Raw genomic sequence first — 16657 nt, 5'->3', positions numbered from 1 at the left:
TGCTCGCGACCGTGCGCCTGTGGCGAGTCGCGCCCGTGACGGGCGAAGAGGTCCCCGCGGGCCGTGCGGCGTGAAAGTTTCAGCTTTGGTTGACGGGCGTGACGTCGCACCGCATGATCATGGTGCCTCCTGGTCGGGAGGGGGTGTCGACTGAATACCGCTACCCATGGCGAGGTGCGCCGATGCCGAAATCCCTCTTACGAGCCATGTCCGCCGTCCTGCTGACGCTGACCGTACTGACCGCCCCCGCGGCGTACGCCGACGAAGCCGCACCGGTCGCGGTGACCGTCAACGCCCGCGCCGCGCTCGCGAAAGTCCCCGAGACCGGCATTGGTACGAACCATGCGATCTGGGACACCTACCTGGGCACCGACGAGACCGCGGACCTGCTCAAGGACGCAGGCGTGAAGCTGCTGCGCTATCCCGGCGGCTCGTACTCCGACATCTACCACTGGGCCGACCACACCGCTCCGGGCGGCTACGTGGCTCCCAACACGGACTTCGACACCTTCATGGGCGGCGTGCGGCGCACGGGGGCGCAGGCCATGGTGACCGCCAACTACGGCACCGGCACCGCCGAGGAGGCCGCCGCCTGGGTGCGCCACGCCAACGTCACCAAGGGCTACGGAATCAAGTACTGGGAGATCGGCAACGAGAACTACGGCAACGGGCACTACGGCGCCGCCTGGGAGGCCGACAACCACGCCGACAAGAGCCCGGCCGAGTACGCCCGCCACGTCGTCGCCTACAGCGACGCGATGAAGGCGGTCGACCCGACCATCAAGATCGGCGCGGTGCTGACCACGCCGGCCAACTGGCCCGACGGGATCGTGGCCGAGGGCGACGACGGAACCTGGAACAAGGTCGTCCTCTCGACCGCCGGACCGAAGATCGACTTTGTGATCCTCCACTGGTACCCGGGCGCCTTCGACAAGGCCGGCCACGTACCCGACATGATCCACCTCACCCGCCAGCAGATCGCGAAGTACGCGGGATCCGGATCCGAGCGGATCGGCATCTCGATGACCGAGTTCAACACCGGTTCCAGCAACGGCGGCACGACCACGCAGCCGGGGGCGCTGGCCGCCGCCGACGCGTACGCGACGCTGCTGGCGAACGGGGTCTTCACGGTCGACTGGTGGAACGTGCGCAACGGCATCGGCAACGTCACGCAGGTCGCCGGGTACACCGACTACGGCGACTTCGGCCTGCTGTCCAGTGCGACCTGCACCTCGGACGGCAGCGTCTGCGAGCCGGTGCTGAACACCCCCTTCGCGCCGTACTACGCCCTGCAGATGGTGAGCAAGTTCGCCCGCCCCGGCGACCAGTTCATCAAGGCCGCGACCGACCAGGCCAAGGTCAGCGCGCACGCCGCCCGCCGCCCCAACGGCGACCTGGCCGTGCTGCTGATCAACACCTCGTCCGACACGTCCTACCCCGTCGCGCTCGACTACTCCGGCTTCCGCCCGGCGTCCGGGGCGCCCACCGTACTGACCCACACCAACGGCGCCACGAGCATCACCACCTCGACGACGGCCACCCCCACCCTGCCGCCGCTCTCCATGACGACGATCATCCTGCGCCCCGACACGGCCCAGACCGGGCTCCCGGGCGCGCCCGGCCAGCCGACCGCGGCCAACGTGACGGACAAGACCGCCACGATCTCCTGGCCCGCCGCGGCCGCCGGCGCCCGCCCGATCGCGAAGTACGAGGTCCACCGCCAGAACGGCGTCATCAGCGAGCAGTTGGGGGAGACCTCCGGCACCTCGCTCACCGTGGACAACCTGCAGCCAGGCACCCGCTACACCGTCAACGTGATCGCCCGCGACAGCGGCGGCGGCGTCTCGTGGGCCTCCCCGCCGCTGACGTTCACCACGGGCACCCCCGCCTCCAGCTCCTGCACCGTACGCCTGACCATCCAGTCCGACTGGGCGAGCGGCTACGTCGGCGCCATCGACATCACCAACAACGGCGCCCCGATCAACGGCTGGACCCTGAACTTCAACTGGCCGGCGACGTGGCAGAGCCTGGGCAGCGGCTGGAGCGCCGTCTGGTCGCAGAACGGATCGAACGTCAAGGTCGTCAACGACTCCGGCAACGGCTCGCTCCCCACAGGGGCGTCGACCACGATCGGCTTCGTCGGCAACTACTCCGGCCCGAACGTGCTTCCCAGCGTCTTCACCCTCAACGGAACCGTCTGCAGGACTCAGTAGTCATCGAAGGGCGGCCGGCCGAAGCGGCAGACGTAGCCCTCCGGCCGCCGCCTGGCCGTACTCACTCTCTTCCGGCCCCACCGCCCGGGGAGATCAGTCCAGTCTCGTAGGCGAGCACGACGGCCTGGACACGGTCCCTGAGGCCGAGTTTGGACAAGATACGCGCGACATGGGTCTTCACCGTCGTCGGGCTGAGAGTCAGCCGCTCGGCGAGCTCGGCGTTGCTCAGACCGGTGGCGAGCAGCCGCAGCACCTCGAGCTCCCGCGGCGTCAGCTCCGACAGATCACGATGGAGCGCGGCCTTCGCGTCGTCGCGGCGGGCGAAACGCTCGACCAGGCGGCGGGTGATCGTCGGTGCGAGGAGGGCGTCACCGGAACGCACCAGACGCACCGCGGTCACCAGGTGCTCGGGGGTGACGTCCTTGAGCAGGAAGCCGCTGGCGCCCGCGGTGAGGGCGGTGTAGACGTAGTGGTCGAGATCATAGGTGGTCAGGATGAGCACGCGGGTCTCGTCCGCTCCATCGGCCAGAATTCGCCGAGTGGCTTCGATGCCGTCCATCTGCGGCATTCTGATGTCCATGAGCACGACGTCGGGCCTGGTGCGCCGGACTGCCGTGACCGCCTCGGCTCCGTTGGCCGCCTCCGCCGTCACCTCGATGCCGTCGGCGGCGAGGATCATCCGGAAGCCGGTGCGTACCAGCGCCTGATCATCGGCGATCACCGCGCGCAGGGGCCGGCTCATGTGGCTCTCCACGGGACTCGCGCTTTGACCCGGTATCCGCCGCCGGGTCTCCGCCCGGCGTCCAAGGTGCCGCCGTAGACGGCGAGGCGCTCGCGCAGCCCGATCAGCCCACGACCGCCGCCGGTCCGCGAGGAGTTCCGCTGCGCTCCACCGGTGTCGGCGACCTCGATCTCCAGCCAATCACCGCTGTGGCCGATCGTGACGGACGCCTCCGCGTGGGCCGCGTGCTTGATCGTGTTGGTCAGGGCTTCCTGTACGACGCGGTAGGCAGTCAGGTCGACCCCGGGCGGCAGGGGATCAGGCGGCGGCGACATCGCGACACTGACCCCTATCCCGGCCGCGCGAACCCGATCGACCAGAGCGTCGAGCCGGTCGAGCCCGGGCTGCGGTTCGAGCCCTTCGCCCGAGCCGTCGGGGCGCCCGCTGTCTGAGCCGGAGAGCAGGCCCATGACATGGCGAAGTTCGCCCATGGCCGCTCGGCCGCTCGCTTCGATGGCGAGCAGGGCCCGCTTCGACTCCTCCGGCTCGGCGTCCATCACTTTGCGCGCGGCGCCGGCCTGGATCACCATCACACTCACGTTGTGGGTGACGATATCGTGCAGCTCGCCGGCCATCCGGGAGCGCTCCTCCTCCACAGCCCTGTGCATGGCATCCTCCTGATCCTGCTGCAGCTGAGTGAGCCGATCCCGGCCGGCTCTGAGCCGCCGCTGCCAGAAACGGACGAAGCCGGCGAGGCCACCGGCGCTCAGCAGTACGACGAACGGCCCCAGCCAACTCGGCAGCACCGGCGCGACGCCTCGGAAGATGGTGCCGGCCAGCACAGCCGCGGCCACCAGGCCGGCCATCGCCGGTGCCCGGTGGCGGCTGTGGGCGACCGCGCTGTAGGCGGCAATGGCGCAGGCGAGCACGGTGATCCACGTAGCGCCCTCGGACGTGGCCAGCGCTGCGAGCAACACCACCCAGAACGTGGTGAGCGGATAGCGGCGCCGGGCCGCCAACGGCAGGGTGGTCAGAATCACCAGGAGCGGGTGGGGGTCGTTGCTCGGGCGGTCGACGGATGTGTTTTGGGAAGGTGCGGTCGGGTCGGCCGGCCGTGCCGGCGGGGTGGGCCGGAGCTGCAACGATTCGACCAGGTGCGGTGGTCGCTCACCGGTGGACTGGTCACCGCCACGGAAGCTCGCCACCGCGGCCACCGCGGTGACGGTCAGTACGATCGCGAGCAGCACGTCGGTGACAAGCGCTCGGCGAGACGGCCGGGCGGTCTGCTCCTCGGGACGCAGCACGTCCAGCACGTACTGCCGCCAAAGCCGTCGTTCCTCTGCTGCCATCGGCACATTGTCCTGCCTGCGTGATTTGCCGCGCATCCTTCTCAGTGACCGGGGCGGTGGCCATCGGGAGTACATCTCAGGGATGACATCGCGGCCGGGTCGTTCGCAGGAGGTATCCGATGTCGGCGTGGCAGCCGACGCGCGTGAACATCGGCTCCGCCTAGCTTCGTTCCCGTCATCAGGTCGCACGGCGATTTCCCCGTCGAGACGGCCTCCCAACGGGAAGGACCAACGTTCATGGGTCATGTGATCGAGGCGCAAGGCGCTGGTGCGCCGACGTGGACTGCCAAGGAGGACGAGGCGGTCGCCGTGCCGACGCTCTCCGGCAGCGGAAGGCGGACGCCGTGGGCTCCGATCAAGCGGGGCAGCGCGGTCGCGGTCGTAGGACTGCTCGCCCTCGTGGCCTCTGCCTGTACGGCGTCCGCGTCCGCCTCCACCGCGTCCGCCGGCCGTTCGGCCGCGCCGACGAGCACGCTGTACCTGCCCAAGCCAACGGGTTCCCATCCGGTCGGCGCCACGTCCCTCCATCTGAAAGACGTCTCTCGCCACGACCCCTGGGTCCCCGAGGCGAAAGCGAGGGAGCTCATGGTCTCTCTGTGGTACCCGGCGAAGCCGCGGGGCGAGCGGCGAGCGCAGTACGTGACGCCAAAGGAGTCGGAGCTCCTGGTGAAGGACGCTCAGCTCCCCGGCGTGCCGTTCGACGTGCTGAGCAAGACGCGGACCAACGCCTTCAGCGACGCGAACCCGGCAGGGCGTAGCCGCAGCCTGCCACTCGTGGTGCTTTCCCCCGGCTTCAACTCGCACCGAAGCTCGCTCACGGCCCTGGCCGAGGATCTGGCGAGCAGAGGTTATGTGGTGGTCGGAATCGACCATACGTACGAGTCCGCCGCCACGGCCTTCCCCGATGGACGGGTCACCACCTGCGTCGCTTGCCAGGCCAAGGGCGAGGGATTCGGGGAGAAAGTGGTGGGAAGCCGGGCGCTCGATGTGTCCTTCGTGCTCGACCAGCTGACCCGGTCGCGCTCGCAGTGGAAGGGCGCCCGGCTGATCGACCCGTCCAGGATCGCGATGGCGGGCCAATCCGTGGGAGGTGCAAGCAGCATCGCCGCCATGCTGAAGGACTCCCGGGTGCGTGCGGGGATCAACATGGACGGCACCACGTTCGCCCCGATCCCGCCGAGCGGGTTGTCGCGGCCGTTCCTGTTCCTGGGCACGCAGGAGATGCACAGCCCTGGAGGCAAGGACAGCACGTGGGAGCGCGACTGGAAACGCCTGACCAGGTGGAAGCGCTGGCTCGTGGTGGCCGGCGCGGAGCACGCGTCCTTCACCGACGTTCCACTGCTGGCCGGACAACTCGGCATCGACCTCGGGGCCGGCCTGACCCCGGTTCGTTCTCTGGAAATCACCCGAAAGTACGTTGGCGCCTTCTTCGACCTGCACCTGGGTAAGAAGGCGCAGCCCTTGTTGGACAAGCCGTCGGCGCGCTATCCCGAGGTCAAACACTGCTCCGTGGAGACGGCGACCTGCCGGTAGCGGCCGGCTCGCCACGTGAGCTCTTCACGAGCCGCGGATGTCAGTCGGTTGCGAGACACTTTCGGCATGCGTATGAGTGCACGGGAGCTCAACCGAGCCACGCTGAGCCGGCAGTTGCTTCTTGGCAGGGAGGCACTCGATGTCAGGGACGCGGTCCGCCGCGTGGTCGCCCTGCAGGCGCAGCAGCCCGCCTCGCCCTATGTGGCGTTATGGAACCGGCTGACCGACTTCGACCCGGCCGACCTGGACACGGCCTTCAGCGACCGCATGCTGGTGAAGGCCACCCTGATGCGGATCACTTTGCACGTGGTGCACGCAGACGACCATCCGGTCATGCATGCCGCCATGCAGCCGACGCTGCGTGGCGCCAGGCTCGGCGACCCGCGCTTCACGGTGAGCGGGCTTTCCGCCACCGACGCCGACGCGCTGGTCCCGGAGCTGCTGGAGTTCGCAGACCGAGCCCGTACGGCGGCCGAGATCGAAGCCTGGCTCGGCGCGCGGCTGGGCGTCGTCCCGAAGAGCGTGTGGTGGGCGCTGCGGACGTTCGCGCCGCTGCGGCACGCCCCTACCGGCGCGCCGTGGTCGTTCGGTTCGCGGCCGTCGTTCATCACCGCCGGGACGCCGCCGACCCCGGGGACCGACGAGTGCCTGCAGAGTTTGGTCCTGCGCTATCTGGCGGGGTTCGGCCCGGCATCCGTGGCGGACGTGGCGCAGTTCGCCCTGGTTCAACGTTCCAGAGTGCGGGAGGCCATACGTGCTCTCTCCGGCGTGCTGGAGCGGCTGGAAGGCCCCGACGGCACGGACCTGTTCGACGTCCTCGGCGTACCGCGCCCGGCTGAGGACACACCGGCCCCGCCCAGGCTGATGGCCATGTGGGACAGCATCCTGCTCGCCTACTTCGACCGCAGCCGCGTCATCCCGCCCGACTACCGAAAGCTGGTCATCCGGTCGAACGGCGACGTGCTGCCGACGCTCCTCATCGACGGCTACGTCGCCGGGGTATGGCGCCCAGTCGAAGGCGGAATCGAGGCCACCGCGTTCCACCGGCTTCCGGAGGAGGCATGGGATGGACTCGCCGCCGAAGCCAAGACGCTCGTGGCGTTCCTGGCCGATCGCGAACCGCGGGTCTACCGCCGCTACGACCGCTGGTGGACCACCATGCCCAGCGCTGACGTTCGCGTGCTACCTGGTTAATGGAGAGGAAGCCTCCTATCGCGTCCGGGGGTTCGGCGCGGGGGAGGACCGTGGGGAAGGCGGCCCGGCGGGGGCGCCGAGAGACCAGCGCCGAACCGCCGGGGGCGCCGAGGGACCAGCGCCGAACCGCCGGGGCCGTGCCCGCCGCAAGCGCCTTTCTCCCGGGGCGCTCTTCCCGCCCGCCGGGGTCAGCGGAGCCGGGTGACCTCACCAGTGTCGATCGAGTAGTACGCGCCGATCACCTTGAGCTTGTCCTTGGCGATGAGGGGAGCGAACAGCTTGTCCTTCTTGAGCTGGTTCACCACGTCGATGGTGTTGATGCGGATCATCTTGTCGACGTCGCCGTCCGAGCGCTTGTAGGCCGAACGGAGGGAGGACTCGATCGTGCTCAGCTCGCCCGGCAGCTTCTTGTGGTCGTGCAGCGCCTCCGCGGCGGCCGTGACGGCCCCGCAGCGCTGGTGGCCGAGCACGACGACGAGCGGAGTGCCCATCTCTGCCGGACCGTACTCTGCGGAGCCCGTGACCAGCGGGTCAATGGTCTGTCCGGCGGTCCGTACCACGAACAGGTCGCCCAGCCCGGTGTCGAAGACCAGCTCTGGCGCGACCCGCGAGTCGATGCACGAGAAGACGACCGCGAACGGGTCCTGCTTCTCCGCCACCGCCTTGCGCCGCGCGGCGTCCTGGTGCGGGTGGGTGACGTCGCCGGTCACCCAGCGGCGGTTGCCCTCGCGCAGGGCCGCCCACGCCTGGTCGGGGGTGGCGGGACGCTGCTCTGGCGCGGTCCCGTCCAGCGGCTCCGCGGTCTGGGCGAATACTGCGGTGCCCGCGGATGCCGTACCGGCGAGGAGGCCTCCGACGACGAGGCCGGCGCGCAGGAGTCCCCGCCGGTCGATCACGTGATTTTGCATGGCCTGGAGTATGCGCCTCCCACGTGCCGCCAAGCTAGAAAATGTAACGGTCATCACATGTAACGCTGCACACAGTCATGTCCGACGCGATTCGCTCCTACTGTGCGGCCCCTGCAGAATGACGCGGCCGACGAGCTTCCCGCCGTCCAACGGAACGGCCAGGCAGTACGTTGCACTGTCGGTGCCGAGTGCTTCAGTGGGGCTATGCGTTACGGTATCGACGTCGCGATCCTCGGTGACCTCGCGGAGCCATCGCGCTTGGTGGCTTTGGCTCGGGAGGCCGAGGCCGCCGGATGGGACGCCGTGCTGGTCTGGGACCACCTTGCCTTCGCTTGGGGGACGCCATCGGCCGACCCGTGGGTGGTGCTGGCCGCCGCGGCTCAGGAAACCTCCCGTATCCGGCTGGGTACGGCGGTGACCGCCGTGGCCCGGCATCGTCCGGAGACGCTGGCTCACACCGTGGCCACGTTCGACAGGTTGAGCGGCGGCCGGGCGATTCTGGGGGCCGGGCTGGGCGGGGTGACCGCCGAGTTCACCGCTTTCGGCTCGCCTCGCCCCGGCGGTAACGTGCTCGACGAGGCGCTCGAAGTGATCTCCTCGCTCTGGTCCGGCGACGAAGTGCGCCATCGGGGCGCCCACTACACGGTCGATGGGGTACGGCTGTCGCCGCTGCCGCTACAGCGCCCCCGGGTCCCGGTGTGGGTGGGGGGCTCGGCTCCGGGCGCTCTTCGCCGTGCCGCTCGCTGGGACGGCTGGGTCGTCGCCGGCGACGACCAGGAGGGCCGCATGACGCTGTCGCCCGGCTCACTCGCCGCTCAGGTCGGCGAGGTGCGCCGGCACCGGCCTTCGGACGCAGATTTCGAGGTGGCGCTCATCGGGGTGAGCGAGCCCGGCTCCTCGGTAAGGGCATACGCCGACGCGGGCGCTACGTGGTGGCTGGAGCATCTCCACGGATATCGGGGTTCCACGGAGCAACTCGTGCAGCGCGTCAAGGCGGGTCCACCGCGTGCGGGTTAGCTGTCATTTGACCGCAGCCACGGGCTGACGTCGGCGACCAGCACGATCCACCAGCGTCTTGACCGGCCGCGGCGGTGCACAGCACCGCCGCGGCCGGCTTGACCACGCTCACCGGATCCTGCTGGTCGGGGTGAGCAGCCGTAGGGATCAGAAGTACCGCGGGCTGAGGTCCGTCGTCGGCCACGTCTTCACGGTGCCGATCGCCTCGCCGAGGATGGGGTCGATCGCGTCGAAGTCGGGCGTTCCCTCCTCCTCCCTGCGGTTGAAGATCGCGCAGTAGCTGACGCCGTTCTGGACCCGTGCGAGAAAGCTGAATGTTCCGGGCATTGAGCCGTTGTGCCAGGTGTTCAGCCCGCCGACGTTGTTGTTGCGTACGCTCCAGCCGAGGCCGTACCAGGAGCCGTTGGCGTTCACGCCGATCTCCGGCTTGGCGAACACCCGCGAGATCGACGTCGAGTTGAGCACCGGCCCGGCCGCGTCGAAGGCGAACCCCCACTTGACCATGTCGACGGCCGAGGCGAGCCAGCCGCCGTTGGCGTCCTGGTTCGGCATGTTGAACCCGCCGTACGGGTACGGCACGACCGCGCCGGACGCGTCCACGACGCTCTTGTGGGTGTACTTCGACGCGTAAGTCACCTCAGTGGAGAAGGCCTCGCTGCGGAGGCTGCGGCCGAGCCGCATCCGGGTGATCCCAAGGGGGGCGAGGAGCTTCTGCCTGAGATACGACTCGTAGCTCATGCCGGACACCTTCTCGATGACCCGGCCCGCCAGCATGTAGCCGTAGTTGCTGTAGACGTACTTGGTGCCCGGGTCGAAGTCGAGCTTGCGCGCGGTGACGTACTTGACGATGTCAGCGTGATCGATCGGCAGCGGCACGTCCAGCGACGCGGAGATCGTGTGGTCGTTCCAGAGCGGGTCCGGGGACACGCCACGGTCCCAGCCGCCGGTGTGCTGGAGCAGCCGCCACAGGGTGACGTTCGCGAGCCGAGGGTCGGCCGTGGTCGGCAACCCGAGCAGAGAGGCGACCTTGGTGCCCATGGCCAGCTTGCCGTCCTGGGCCAGCCGGGCGATCGCGGCTCCGGTGAGACTCTTGCTGAGACTTGCGATCCGGAACAGTGACGTCGGCTGCACGCGCACGATCGTGGCGCCCGGCTTGGAGTAGACCCCGTAGCCGCGGGCGAGCAGGATCTTGCCGTTCTTGGCGACCGCGAGTTGGGCGCAGGAGATGTTCCGCTCGGTGATGAACGCCTGCATCGCCTTGTCGAACCCGGCCAGCGCGCTCGGCACCACGCCGGTGGTCAGCACGTCGGCCGAGCCGGCCTGCGCGGGCCGCGCCCCGAGCGCGACCGCCGGCACGGTACCCACGCCCGCCTGGAGAAGCCGTCGCCGACTGAGCATTGTCACAGTGCCCCCGATTGCCACAGATGTACGTGTAGTGGTCTTTACTACCACAGTCAGTACACGTGTGATCGCTGTCGGGGTGCGCCGGGTTCATGTGCGCCTGCCGGGGGCTGCGACCCTTCTTCCAGACCGTTACGCGGGCGAGGCGACCGCTCAGCGATCCGTATCGCACTGCAGGGTTGAGACATGTCTCGTGGCATCAGTCGCGTCGTTGGCGACGGGAAGGATTTCCTCGGCGGCCAGCGCATACCCGCGGTTCGGATGATCTTTCGCCGCTGCGACAACCATCCCGGCGACCGTGCCGTCTTCCACTATCAGCGGGGCGCCGCTCACACCCGCGCCAATGTGGCCACCGTGGCGGTCACCTTCCCCACTGCATGACAGCAGTATCCACGTGAACCCAAAAGTCTGCCTCGGTCTGCGGCGCGGCGAACTTCCCGGCTCCGCTGGCAGGACGTTGATGTGGAGGCCGCCACCCTGGAGGTGATCCAAACCCTCCAGCGCGTCGGCGGTCGTCGCCAGTTCGTCCAGCCCAAGAGGGAGGACTCGGCGCGGACTGTTGTCCCATCATCCTCGACCGGCTGAGACAGGCTGGAACAGCTTGATCACGTCGTCCAGTCGTGCGGCTGCGAAGCCGAGGAAGGTTCCTGTGATCGCCGCGACCAGTATCGCGGCGGCCTCCCCCGGCGCATCACGGTCCGGCAGGAGGAGGCCGGTCGCGGCGACGACGGCGAGTACCCCGTTGCGGATCACATGCGCCATGCCCAGCGGTGTCGTGGACGAACCGAAACACCTGCACGGCACATGCTGCTTTCGCCGCAGTGACACCAGGATGGCGATGCTGAACGCGCCCAGCAGGCAGAACGCGAGAGCGAGCCCGGCCGGCGCAGCCACGGGGATGGCCAGGCACAGGAAGACGGCGCACTCGGCCGCCACGACGGTCAGCGAGGCCAGGTGCACCCACCTAGCGGGCAGCACGCGCATCTCTCGAAGCGACTGAACGAACAGTTGGAAGGCAACCAGCTTGGACATGACAGCGGCGATGAAGACTGTTCCGATCAGGAACTGGGCACCCAGGACGAGGTACTGCACGGTCAGCTCCGCGGGCGGGGGGATCGTGCGACGATGCTCGCTGGCTGTACGCCGGCCTTGGGAGTCTCCACCAGCACGACATTCGAAGGAGCACTCTTGGCAGAGGGGGCATACGGCAGGCGAGTCACGGCCACGCCGAGCAGGCCGTCGCCAGCGAAGTACCCGGATTGCCGGGAGTCGTGGCTGTGCGCTGGGTTGTCGCCCACGAGGACAAGCCGCCCCTCGGGCACGACGACGTCGCGCGAGGACCTCAATGACGGGATGGCCGCCTTCGGCACCGGATCGCCCGGCACGGCCAGCACTCGCTTGATGACCCACGGCGGCTGGGCGGTGTCGATCATATCGTTGGCCAGCACGACGACGTGGTCTCGACGTACCCGTCCCAGCGAGATCCGCCGCACCAGCAGATGGTCACCGTCGCTGAAGGTAGGGAACATGCTGGTGCCGCGCACGGTCACGATGACGAAATGTCTATGCAGCCACCACAAGGCAAGGCTGATCGCGATGAACCCCGCCACAGCGATGATCGTGATCATTTGGCCCTCTCACTGGGTTTGATAATCGACTGCTTGCAGAGCGAACATCTGGGCGTACTGCCCGGCGGAGGACATGAGCTCGGCGTGCCGGCCATGCTCCACGATGACGCCCTCATCGAGGACCACGATCATGTCGGCATCGCGCACCGACCCGAGGCGGTGCGAGATCAGCAAACTGGTCCGACCGTCGCCATAGGCGCGGATACTACGCTGGATCTCGTATTCCGCCTCGGCGTCGAGTCCCGAGCTCGGCTCATCCAGGATCGTCAGGTCTCGGCGCTCACGGATGAACGCCCGGGCTAATGCGAGCCGCTGCCATTGCCCGCCCGACAACACGACACCGGTTCGGGGGTCAGCCCTGTCCGCCTCGTCCAGGAACATGCGCGACAGCATGGTCTCGTATCCCTGAGGCAGCGCAGCGAGAGTTTCGTGGATGTCCGCCCGGCCGGCCGCGGCCGCTATGCGCGCCTGATCTGCGAGAGCGGATATGTCGCCGAGGGCGATGTTCTCTCCAGCGGTCAAGTCGTATTCCATGTAGTCCTGGAACACGGCGGCCACACGCTCTCGCAGCCGCTCCGGTGCCATCGAGCGGATGTCCACGCCGTCCCAGAGAATTGATCCACGCGTGGGGTCATAGAAGCGGCACAAGAGCTTGACGAGCGTACTTTTCCCGGCTCCGTTGCGGCCGACCAGGGCCACGGCTTGGCCGTACGGGATTCGGAGGTTGACGCCCCGGAGCGCCCACGGATGGTCCGCGCTGTAGCGGAACCACACGTCTCGCAGCTCGATGCTCTCCCGCAGCGGTCCGACGGGCGCAGGTGAAGGGGGCACGGGCAGGTCGGCGGGGGCGTTGACCACGGCGCGGTAGTGGCTGAAGAGCAGCAGCCCGTGGTGTCCCCGGGCGATTCCGCCGATCACCGCGCCGAGTGCCGTCTGGACACCGGCGATGGCGGCCACGAAGAGTGAGATGTCGCCGACCGTGAGATCACCACGCCAGGCCGCGAGGACCGCCCAGACCAGCCCGCCACCGGCTATCAGCGTGCCGAGCGCGCCAAGGACCATTTGCACCATCAGTTCCTTGCCGTCCATGCGGCGGCGGAGGGTGTCGACTGCGCGCCGCTCCCGGAGCATGCGCCCGCGCAGGAAGGCGCCGATCCCGAAAAGCCGGATCTCCTTTGCGGCGTCCACACTGCTGAGCAACTGGCTGTAGAAGAACTCCCGCCGCTCGGCCGGGCTCACGTCCACCGTCATCCGCGCACGACGCCGGGAGAGCGCCAACTCGGCGACCAGCGTCGGCACAACGGCCGTGAGTACCAGCGCGGTGACGGTCAAGCTGACGGAAAACAGCACGCCGATGAAGCCCGCGGCCATGAGCACTCCACGCACGATGCTCAGGCCCGCGTCGAGCAGGCGGCCGATGCTGCGTGCGCTCTGATCGGCCAGCCTCAATCGGTCGAGGAACTCCGGGTTCTCGAAACGGCTGAGACCGATGAAGCGCTCAACTGCCGCATATAGTTTGTCGAACGCGACTGCGCCGATGCGCCGATCCAGTTCCCCGTCGAAGAACTCCGTGACGTGCGGCAGGACGGCTGCCACCAGACCGGCGACGGCGATCGCGCAGGCAAGGATGAGAACGTTGCCTTGGTCGGAGGCGACGAGGATCCGATCCAAAACAATCTTGGTCAGCCAGGCGACCACGACAGGAGCGGTGGCCGAGGCGAGAGTGAGGGCCACCGGGATCAGGAGTGCGCCCCGCGCGCCCTGCCACGCCAACCGGACGGCGAACACGGCGTCGGCCACAGGGCCTTGCGCCGCCAACCGGTCACGCACGCTGCATCACAGTCCCCGCCGCCATCTCCATCACCAGCGGGCCGACAGCCGTCACGGTGCCGGTGCCGTCCAGTAAGGCGAATGACGGAAATCCCCGTACTTCGAACGCGGTGGCCATCGGTCCACCGTGAGGCTCCACGATCACGCGGCTGACCGGGGTGAGCTGCGCGATCATCTCGGTCGCCGCGTCCTCCTCCCCGGAGATGACCGTGAGAACCTGCCGGCGCCCACCGACCGCCTCACGCGCGTGGCGGACGAAATCGGGCAGGGTCTCCTTGCAAGGGCCGCAGGTGGGAGAGAGGAAGCCGACCAGCGTCTGGCCGGCCAGCACCTCCTTGGTGATGGGCTCGCCGTCCGTCGTGGTCGCGGCGAAGTCGGCGACCGTCGTCCCGACCGTGGCCATGGTGTCCGCGCCACGTGAGGACAGCAGGCCGGTGTGCTCCCGCAGCCTGCGAATCACGCCGAAGGTCAGGATGAGGTTGAGCAGCGTCAGCGTGCCCATCAAGGCAAGGAGCGAGAACAGGGTTGGCATGGGGCTCTCCCTAAGATCGATTCGCCTGACATGGTCGTTGCTCTCGTGTATCTCGCCACGAGGGTGTGCTCTCCAGGCATACGGCGGCGCATACGGCGTGCACGGCGGCGGAAGAGGGACGTATGCGCCGCGTGTGCGGGGCCCGCAACATCGAGCGGCCAGCATCACTCGTGTCCGAAACCCCCAGAAGGGAGAACGAACATGCGTTTCGTCGGAAAGCTGGCCGACCGAGCGTTGCGCCTGGTGGTCCCGCAGACGACCGCGGCGGCACGGTCGTGCTGGACGTGCAAGACGACGTGCGAAAACTGTGCCGGCTCTCGGTACCGTTTCTGCTACACGATCTGCTGCTCGGATGGCTACTGGGAGAAGCGGTGCACCGCCTGCAATAGCCCCTGCTGATCTCGCATCCGCGGCTCACCGCCTCCCGCCCGGAATCGGGAGGCGGCACCCGGCTTGTCGGCGATCTCGACACCACGCTCGACGGCGAAGATCGCCGCCAAAGAGCTGATGCGGTAACGGTCGCTGCCGGAGCTGTCCAGCAACCGTAGATCGACGAGGCGGTCCAGCGCCCGGTGGGGGAGGAGGCCGGGATCCGTGGTCGTCCGCGCCGGGCGTTCAGCGCTGACGAGCAACCTTCCTACCAGGGTGAAGAGGGCTACGGCGAGGCGGTCGAGCGGATTCTCGCTGTCCTCCAGCACGCGGAGGCTGGCCTGCAGCCGGGAGCGCAGGCTGAGATCCTCGAACTCCAGCTCGTCGAGCCGGCAAGGGCTGTTTCGCAGTCGTGCCGCGAAGTCGCCGAGGGAGTGGGCCGGACGGGTGGCCAGGCGCGCGCCGGCGATGCGGAGTGCCAGGGGGAGATGGTCACACAGCCGGGCCACCTCACGAGCGGCATCGGGCTCGGCCGCCACGCGCTGATCCCCCGCCAGATGGCCGAGCAGGCCGACGGCCTCCGTGGTCGGCAGCGGCTGAAGGTCGCAATGATAGGCGCCGTCGAGCGTTGCGAGCATGCGACGGCTGGTGACGATGCAGGCGCAGTGCGGCTGAGGCGGCAGCAGCGATCGCACCTGGTCGGCGTCGACTGCGTTGTCGATCACGAGGAGCACGCGGCGTCCGGCCAGCAGCGAGCGGAACCGGGCGACGGACTCCTCAGCCGAAGGGCTGTTTTCGTCGGGGCGGCGGGTCAGCGCACGCAGCGCGCCGTCCAGCGCCGCACGCCAGTCGGCGGGTGGCTGATCAGCCATGTTGCCGCGCAGGTCGAAGTAGAGATTACCGTCCGGGAACCTCTCACTGACGGCGTGCGCCAGTCGCAGGGCCAGTGCGGACTTCCCGACGCCGGCTGGACCGTGGATGGCGACGACCGGCGCACCGTGGGCCAGCAGTCTGGTTCGCAGATCCGACACCTGCCTCTCCCTGCCGACGAGATAGGTGACGTCACGGGGAAGCTGGCGAGGCACGACGTCAGGAGTCGCAGTCCACGGCGGAGAATCGCCGACCATCGTGAGCGGCTCCCGCCGGCTGTTCCCTGCGGCCGAATCGCGGCGCAGGATCGCCACCTGCAGATCACGCAGCTCCGGGCCGGGCTCCACGCCTAGGCGGTTGACGAACGTGGACCGCGCGTCGGCGAAGGCTCCGAGCGCCCCCGCCACGTCGCCGCAGCGGTAGAGCGAAAGCATGAGAAGGGCCCACGCGCGTTCCCGACACGGGTTGTCGGCCAGGAACGCGCGTGCCTCGGAGACCACGGTGGACAGTTCGCCTTTCGCGAGCAGGGCTTGCATCAGGTCTTCCGCGGCACCGAGCCTGCGCTCTTCCAGAGTGACCAGATGCGGTGCGAGGCCGGGCAGCCGTGGCACGTCTTGGGCGGCTGCACCTCGCCAGAGTCCGAGTGCCTCTTGGAGCAGGCAGACTGCGGGGTCGAGATCGCCGCGCCGCAAAGCGGCACTACCCTGTCGCGCGAGATCGTTGAAGGTGGCCGCGTCGACTTCACTAGCGGCGACCCGCAGGTTGTAGTGGCCATCCTGGACCTTGAGACGATCGCGCTCCCCGGGGCCCAGAGTGCGGCGCAGCTTGGAGGCGTAGCTGCGCAGGTTGGCCTTCGCCGAAGCCGGCGGTTCACCCTCCCACAGCGACTCGGCCAGGCGGTCAAAGGAGACCGGCCGATTGTGTAAGAGCAGAAGGGTGACCAGGAACGCGTTCGACCTGGCACCACCCAAAGTGATCGTTTGCGAGTCGTTGGCGATGCAAACTGGTCCCAATACCCGAAAGTGCACTTCTCCCCCAGTGGTCGAAGACTGGGGAAGCCTAGACCGGCCGGCTAAGGAGGTTCTGAAGCGG

Annotated in this window: 14 protein-coding genes; 5 read left to right on the top strand and 9 right to left on the bottom strand. The window is 68.5% G+C overall.

The window, feature by feature from the left end:
• Positions 1-182: 182 nt before the first annotated feature.
• Positions 183-2213 carry a cellulose binding domain-containing protein gene (locus ACTMTI_RS38360; protein WP_441125607.1) on the top strand — a complete coding sequence of 677 codons (2031 nt, stop codon included), beginning with the start codon at positions 183-185 and terminating at the stop codon, positions 2211-2213.
• Positions 2214-2274: 61 nt separating this feature from the next.
• On the opposite strand, the gene ACTMTI_RS38355 is transcribed toward ACTMTI_RS38360, so the two are convergent.
• A complete protein-coding gene (locus ACTMTI_RS38355; RefSeq protein WP_441125606.1) occupies positions 2275-2955 on the bottom strand; it encodes a response regulator in 681 nt (226 codons plus the stop codon).
• A complete protein-coding gene (locus ACTMTI_RS38350) occupies positions 2952-4283 on the bottom strand; it encodes a sensor histidine kinase (protein WP_441125605.1) in 1332 nt (443 codons plus the stop codon). The genes ACTMTI_RS38355 and ACTMTI_RS38350 overlap by 4 nt, the downstream gene beginning before the upstream one ends.
• A 237-nt stretch (positions 4284-4520) precedes the next feature.
• Here ACTMTI_RS38350 and ACTMTI_RS38345 point away from each other — a divergent pair, with 237 nt between their 5' ends.
• The gene (locus tag ACTMTI_RS38345; RefSeq protein WP_441125604.1) at positions 4521-5816 is read left to right on the top strand and encodes an alpha/beta hydrolase family protein; all 1296 of its coding nucleotides are present in this window, start codon (positions 4521-4523) and stop codon (positions 5814-5816) included.
• Positions 5817-5882: 66 nt separating this feature from the next.
• Positions 5883-7010, top strand: coding sequence for a winged helix DNA-binding domain-containing protein (locus tag ACTMTI_RS38340; protein ID WP_441125603.1), 1128 nt, complete (start codon positions 5883-5885; stop codon positions 7008-7010).
• 188 nt (positions 7011-7198) lie between these two features.
• Here ACTMTI_RS38340 and ACTMTI_RS38335 read toward each other — a convergent pair whose 3' ends face one another.
• Positions 7199-7918 carry a carbonic anhydrase gene (locus ACTMTI_RS38335; protein ID WP_441125602.1) on the bottom strand — a complete coding sequence of 240 codons (720 nt, stop codon included), beginning with the start codon at positions 7916-7918 and terminating at the stop codon, positions 7199-7201.
• A 204-nt stretch (positions 7919-8122) separates the two neighbouring features.
• On the opposite strand from ACTMTI_RS38335, the gene ACTMTI_RS38330 reads away from it, so the two are divergent.
• Positions 8123-8935, top strand: a complete 813-nt coding sequence (locus ACTMTI_RS38330) for an LLM class flavin-dependent oxidoreductase (RefSeq protein WP_441125601.1) — start codon at positions 8123-8125, stop codon at positions 8933-8935.
• 147 nt (positions 8936-9082) lie between these two features.
• Here the strand turns inward: ACTMTI_RS38330 and ACTMTI_RS38325 are convergent, their stop codons facing one another.
• Positions 9083-10300: a serine hydrolase domain-containing protein gene (locus ACTMTI_RS38325; RefSeq protein ID WP_441125600.1), complete on the bottom strand. Its 1218-nt coding sequence runs from the start codon at positions 10298-10300 to the stop codon at positions 9083-9085.
• 222 nt (positions 10301-10522) lie between these two features.
• Here ACTMTI_RS38325 and ACTMTI_RS38320 point away from each other — a divergent pair, with 222 nt between their 5' ends.
• Positions 10523-10717 carry a hypothetical protein gene (locus ACTMTI_RS38320; protein WP_441125599.1) on the top strand — a complete coding sequence of 65 codons (195 nt, stop codon included), beginning with the start codon at positions 10523-10525 and terminating at the stop codon, positions 10715-10717.
• Positions 10718-10903: 186 nt separating this feature from the next.
• Here the strand turns inward: ACTMTI_RS38320 and ACTMTI_RS38315 are convergent, their stop codons facing one another.
• From ACTMTI_RS38315 to ACTMTI_RS38295, 5 genes are all read right to left on the bottom strand, one after another.
• The gene (locus ACTMTI_RS38315; RefSeq protein WP_441125598.1) at positions 10904-11428 is read right to left on the bottom strand and encodes a MauE/DoxX family redox-associated membrane protein; all 525 of its coding nucleotides are present in this window, start codon (positions 11426-11428) and stop codon (positions 10904-10906) included.
• Positions 11429-11430: 2 nt separating this feature from the next.
• The gene (locus tag ACTMTI_RS38310) at positions 11431-11964 is read right to left on the bottom strand and encodes a S26 family signal peptidase (RefSeq protein ID WP_441125597.1); all 534 of its coding nucleotides are present in this window, start codon (positions 11962-11964) and stop codon (positions 11431-11433) included.
• A 9-nt stretch (positions 11965-11973) separates the two neighbouring features.
• Positions 11974-13794: an ABC transporter ATP-binding protein gene (locus tag ACTMTI_RS38305; protein ID WP_441125596.1), complete on the bottom strand. Its 1821-nt coding sequence runs from the start codon at positions 13792-13794 to the stop codon at positions 11974-11976.
• Positions 13787-14326, bottom strand: coding sequence for a TlpA family protein disulfide reductase (locus ACTMTI_RS38300; RefSeq protein WP_441125595.1), 540 nt, complete (start codon positions 14324-14326; stop codon positions 13787-13789). The genes ACTMTI_RS38305 and ACTMTI_RS38300 overlap by 8 nt, the downstream gene beginning before the upstream one ends.
• A 356-nt stretch (positions 14327-14682) precedes the next feature.
• Positions 14683-16578 carry a BTAD domain-containing putative transcriptional regulator gene (locus ACTMTI_RS38295; protein ID WP_441125594.1) on the bottom strand — a complete coding sequence of 632 codons (1896 nt, stop codon included), beginning with the start codon at positions 16576-16578 and terminating at the stop codon, positions 14683-14685.
• Positions 16579-16657 lie beyond the last annotated feature (79 nt).

Source organism: Nonomuraea sp. H19, assembly GCF_052068215.1.
Lineage (GTDB): Bacteria > Actinomycetota > Actinomycetes > Streptosporangiales > Streptosporangiaceae > Nonomuraea.
This window is presented reverse-complemented; position numbering and strand designations above follow the sequence as displayed.

Coding starts and splice junctions, on each gene's coding strand:
- ACTMTI_RS38360 (WP_441125607.1), top strand. CDS start 183: ATGCCGAAATCCCTCTTACGAGCCATGTCCGCCGTCCTGCTGACGCTG.
- ACTMTI_RS38355 (WP_441125606.1), bottom strand. CDS start 2,955: ATGAGCCGGCCCCTGCGCGCGGTGATCGCCGATGATCAGGCGCTGGTA.
- ACTMTI_RS38350 (WP_441125605.1), bottom strand. CDS start 4,283: ATGGCAGCAGAGGAACGACGGCTTTGGCGGCAGTACGTGCTGGACGTG.
- ACTMTI_RS38345 (WP_441125604.1), top strand. CDS start 4,521: ATGGGTCATGTGATCGAGGCGCAAGGCGCTGGTGCGCCGACGTGGACT.
- ACTMTI_RS38340 (WP_441125603.1), top strand. CDS start 5,883: ATGCGTATGAGTGCACGGGAGCTCAACCGAGCCACGCTGAGCCGGCAG.
- ACTMTI_RS38335 (WP_441125602.1), bottom strand. CDS start 7,918: ATGCAAAATCACGTGATCGACCGGCGGGGACTCCTGCGCGCCGGCCTC.
- ACTMTI_RS38330 (WP_441125601.1), top strand. CDS start 8,123: ATGCGTTACGGTATCGACGTCGCGATCCTCGGTGACCTCGCGGAGCCA.
- ACTMTI_RS38320 (WP_441125599.1), top strand. CDS start 10,523: ATGTCTCGTGGCATCAGTCGCGTCGTTGGCGACGGGAAGGATTTCCTC.
- ACTMTI_RS38310 (WP_441125597.1), bottom strand. CDS start 11,964: ATGATCACGATCATCGCTGTGGCGGGGTTCATCGCGATCAGCCTTGCC.
- ACTMTI_RS38300 (WP_441125595.1), bottom strand. CDS start 14,326: ATGCCAACCCTGTTCTCGCTCCTTGCCTTGATGGGCACGCTGACGCTG.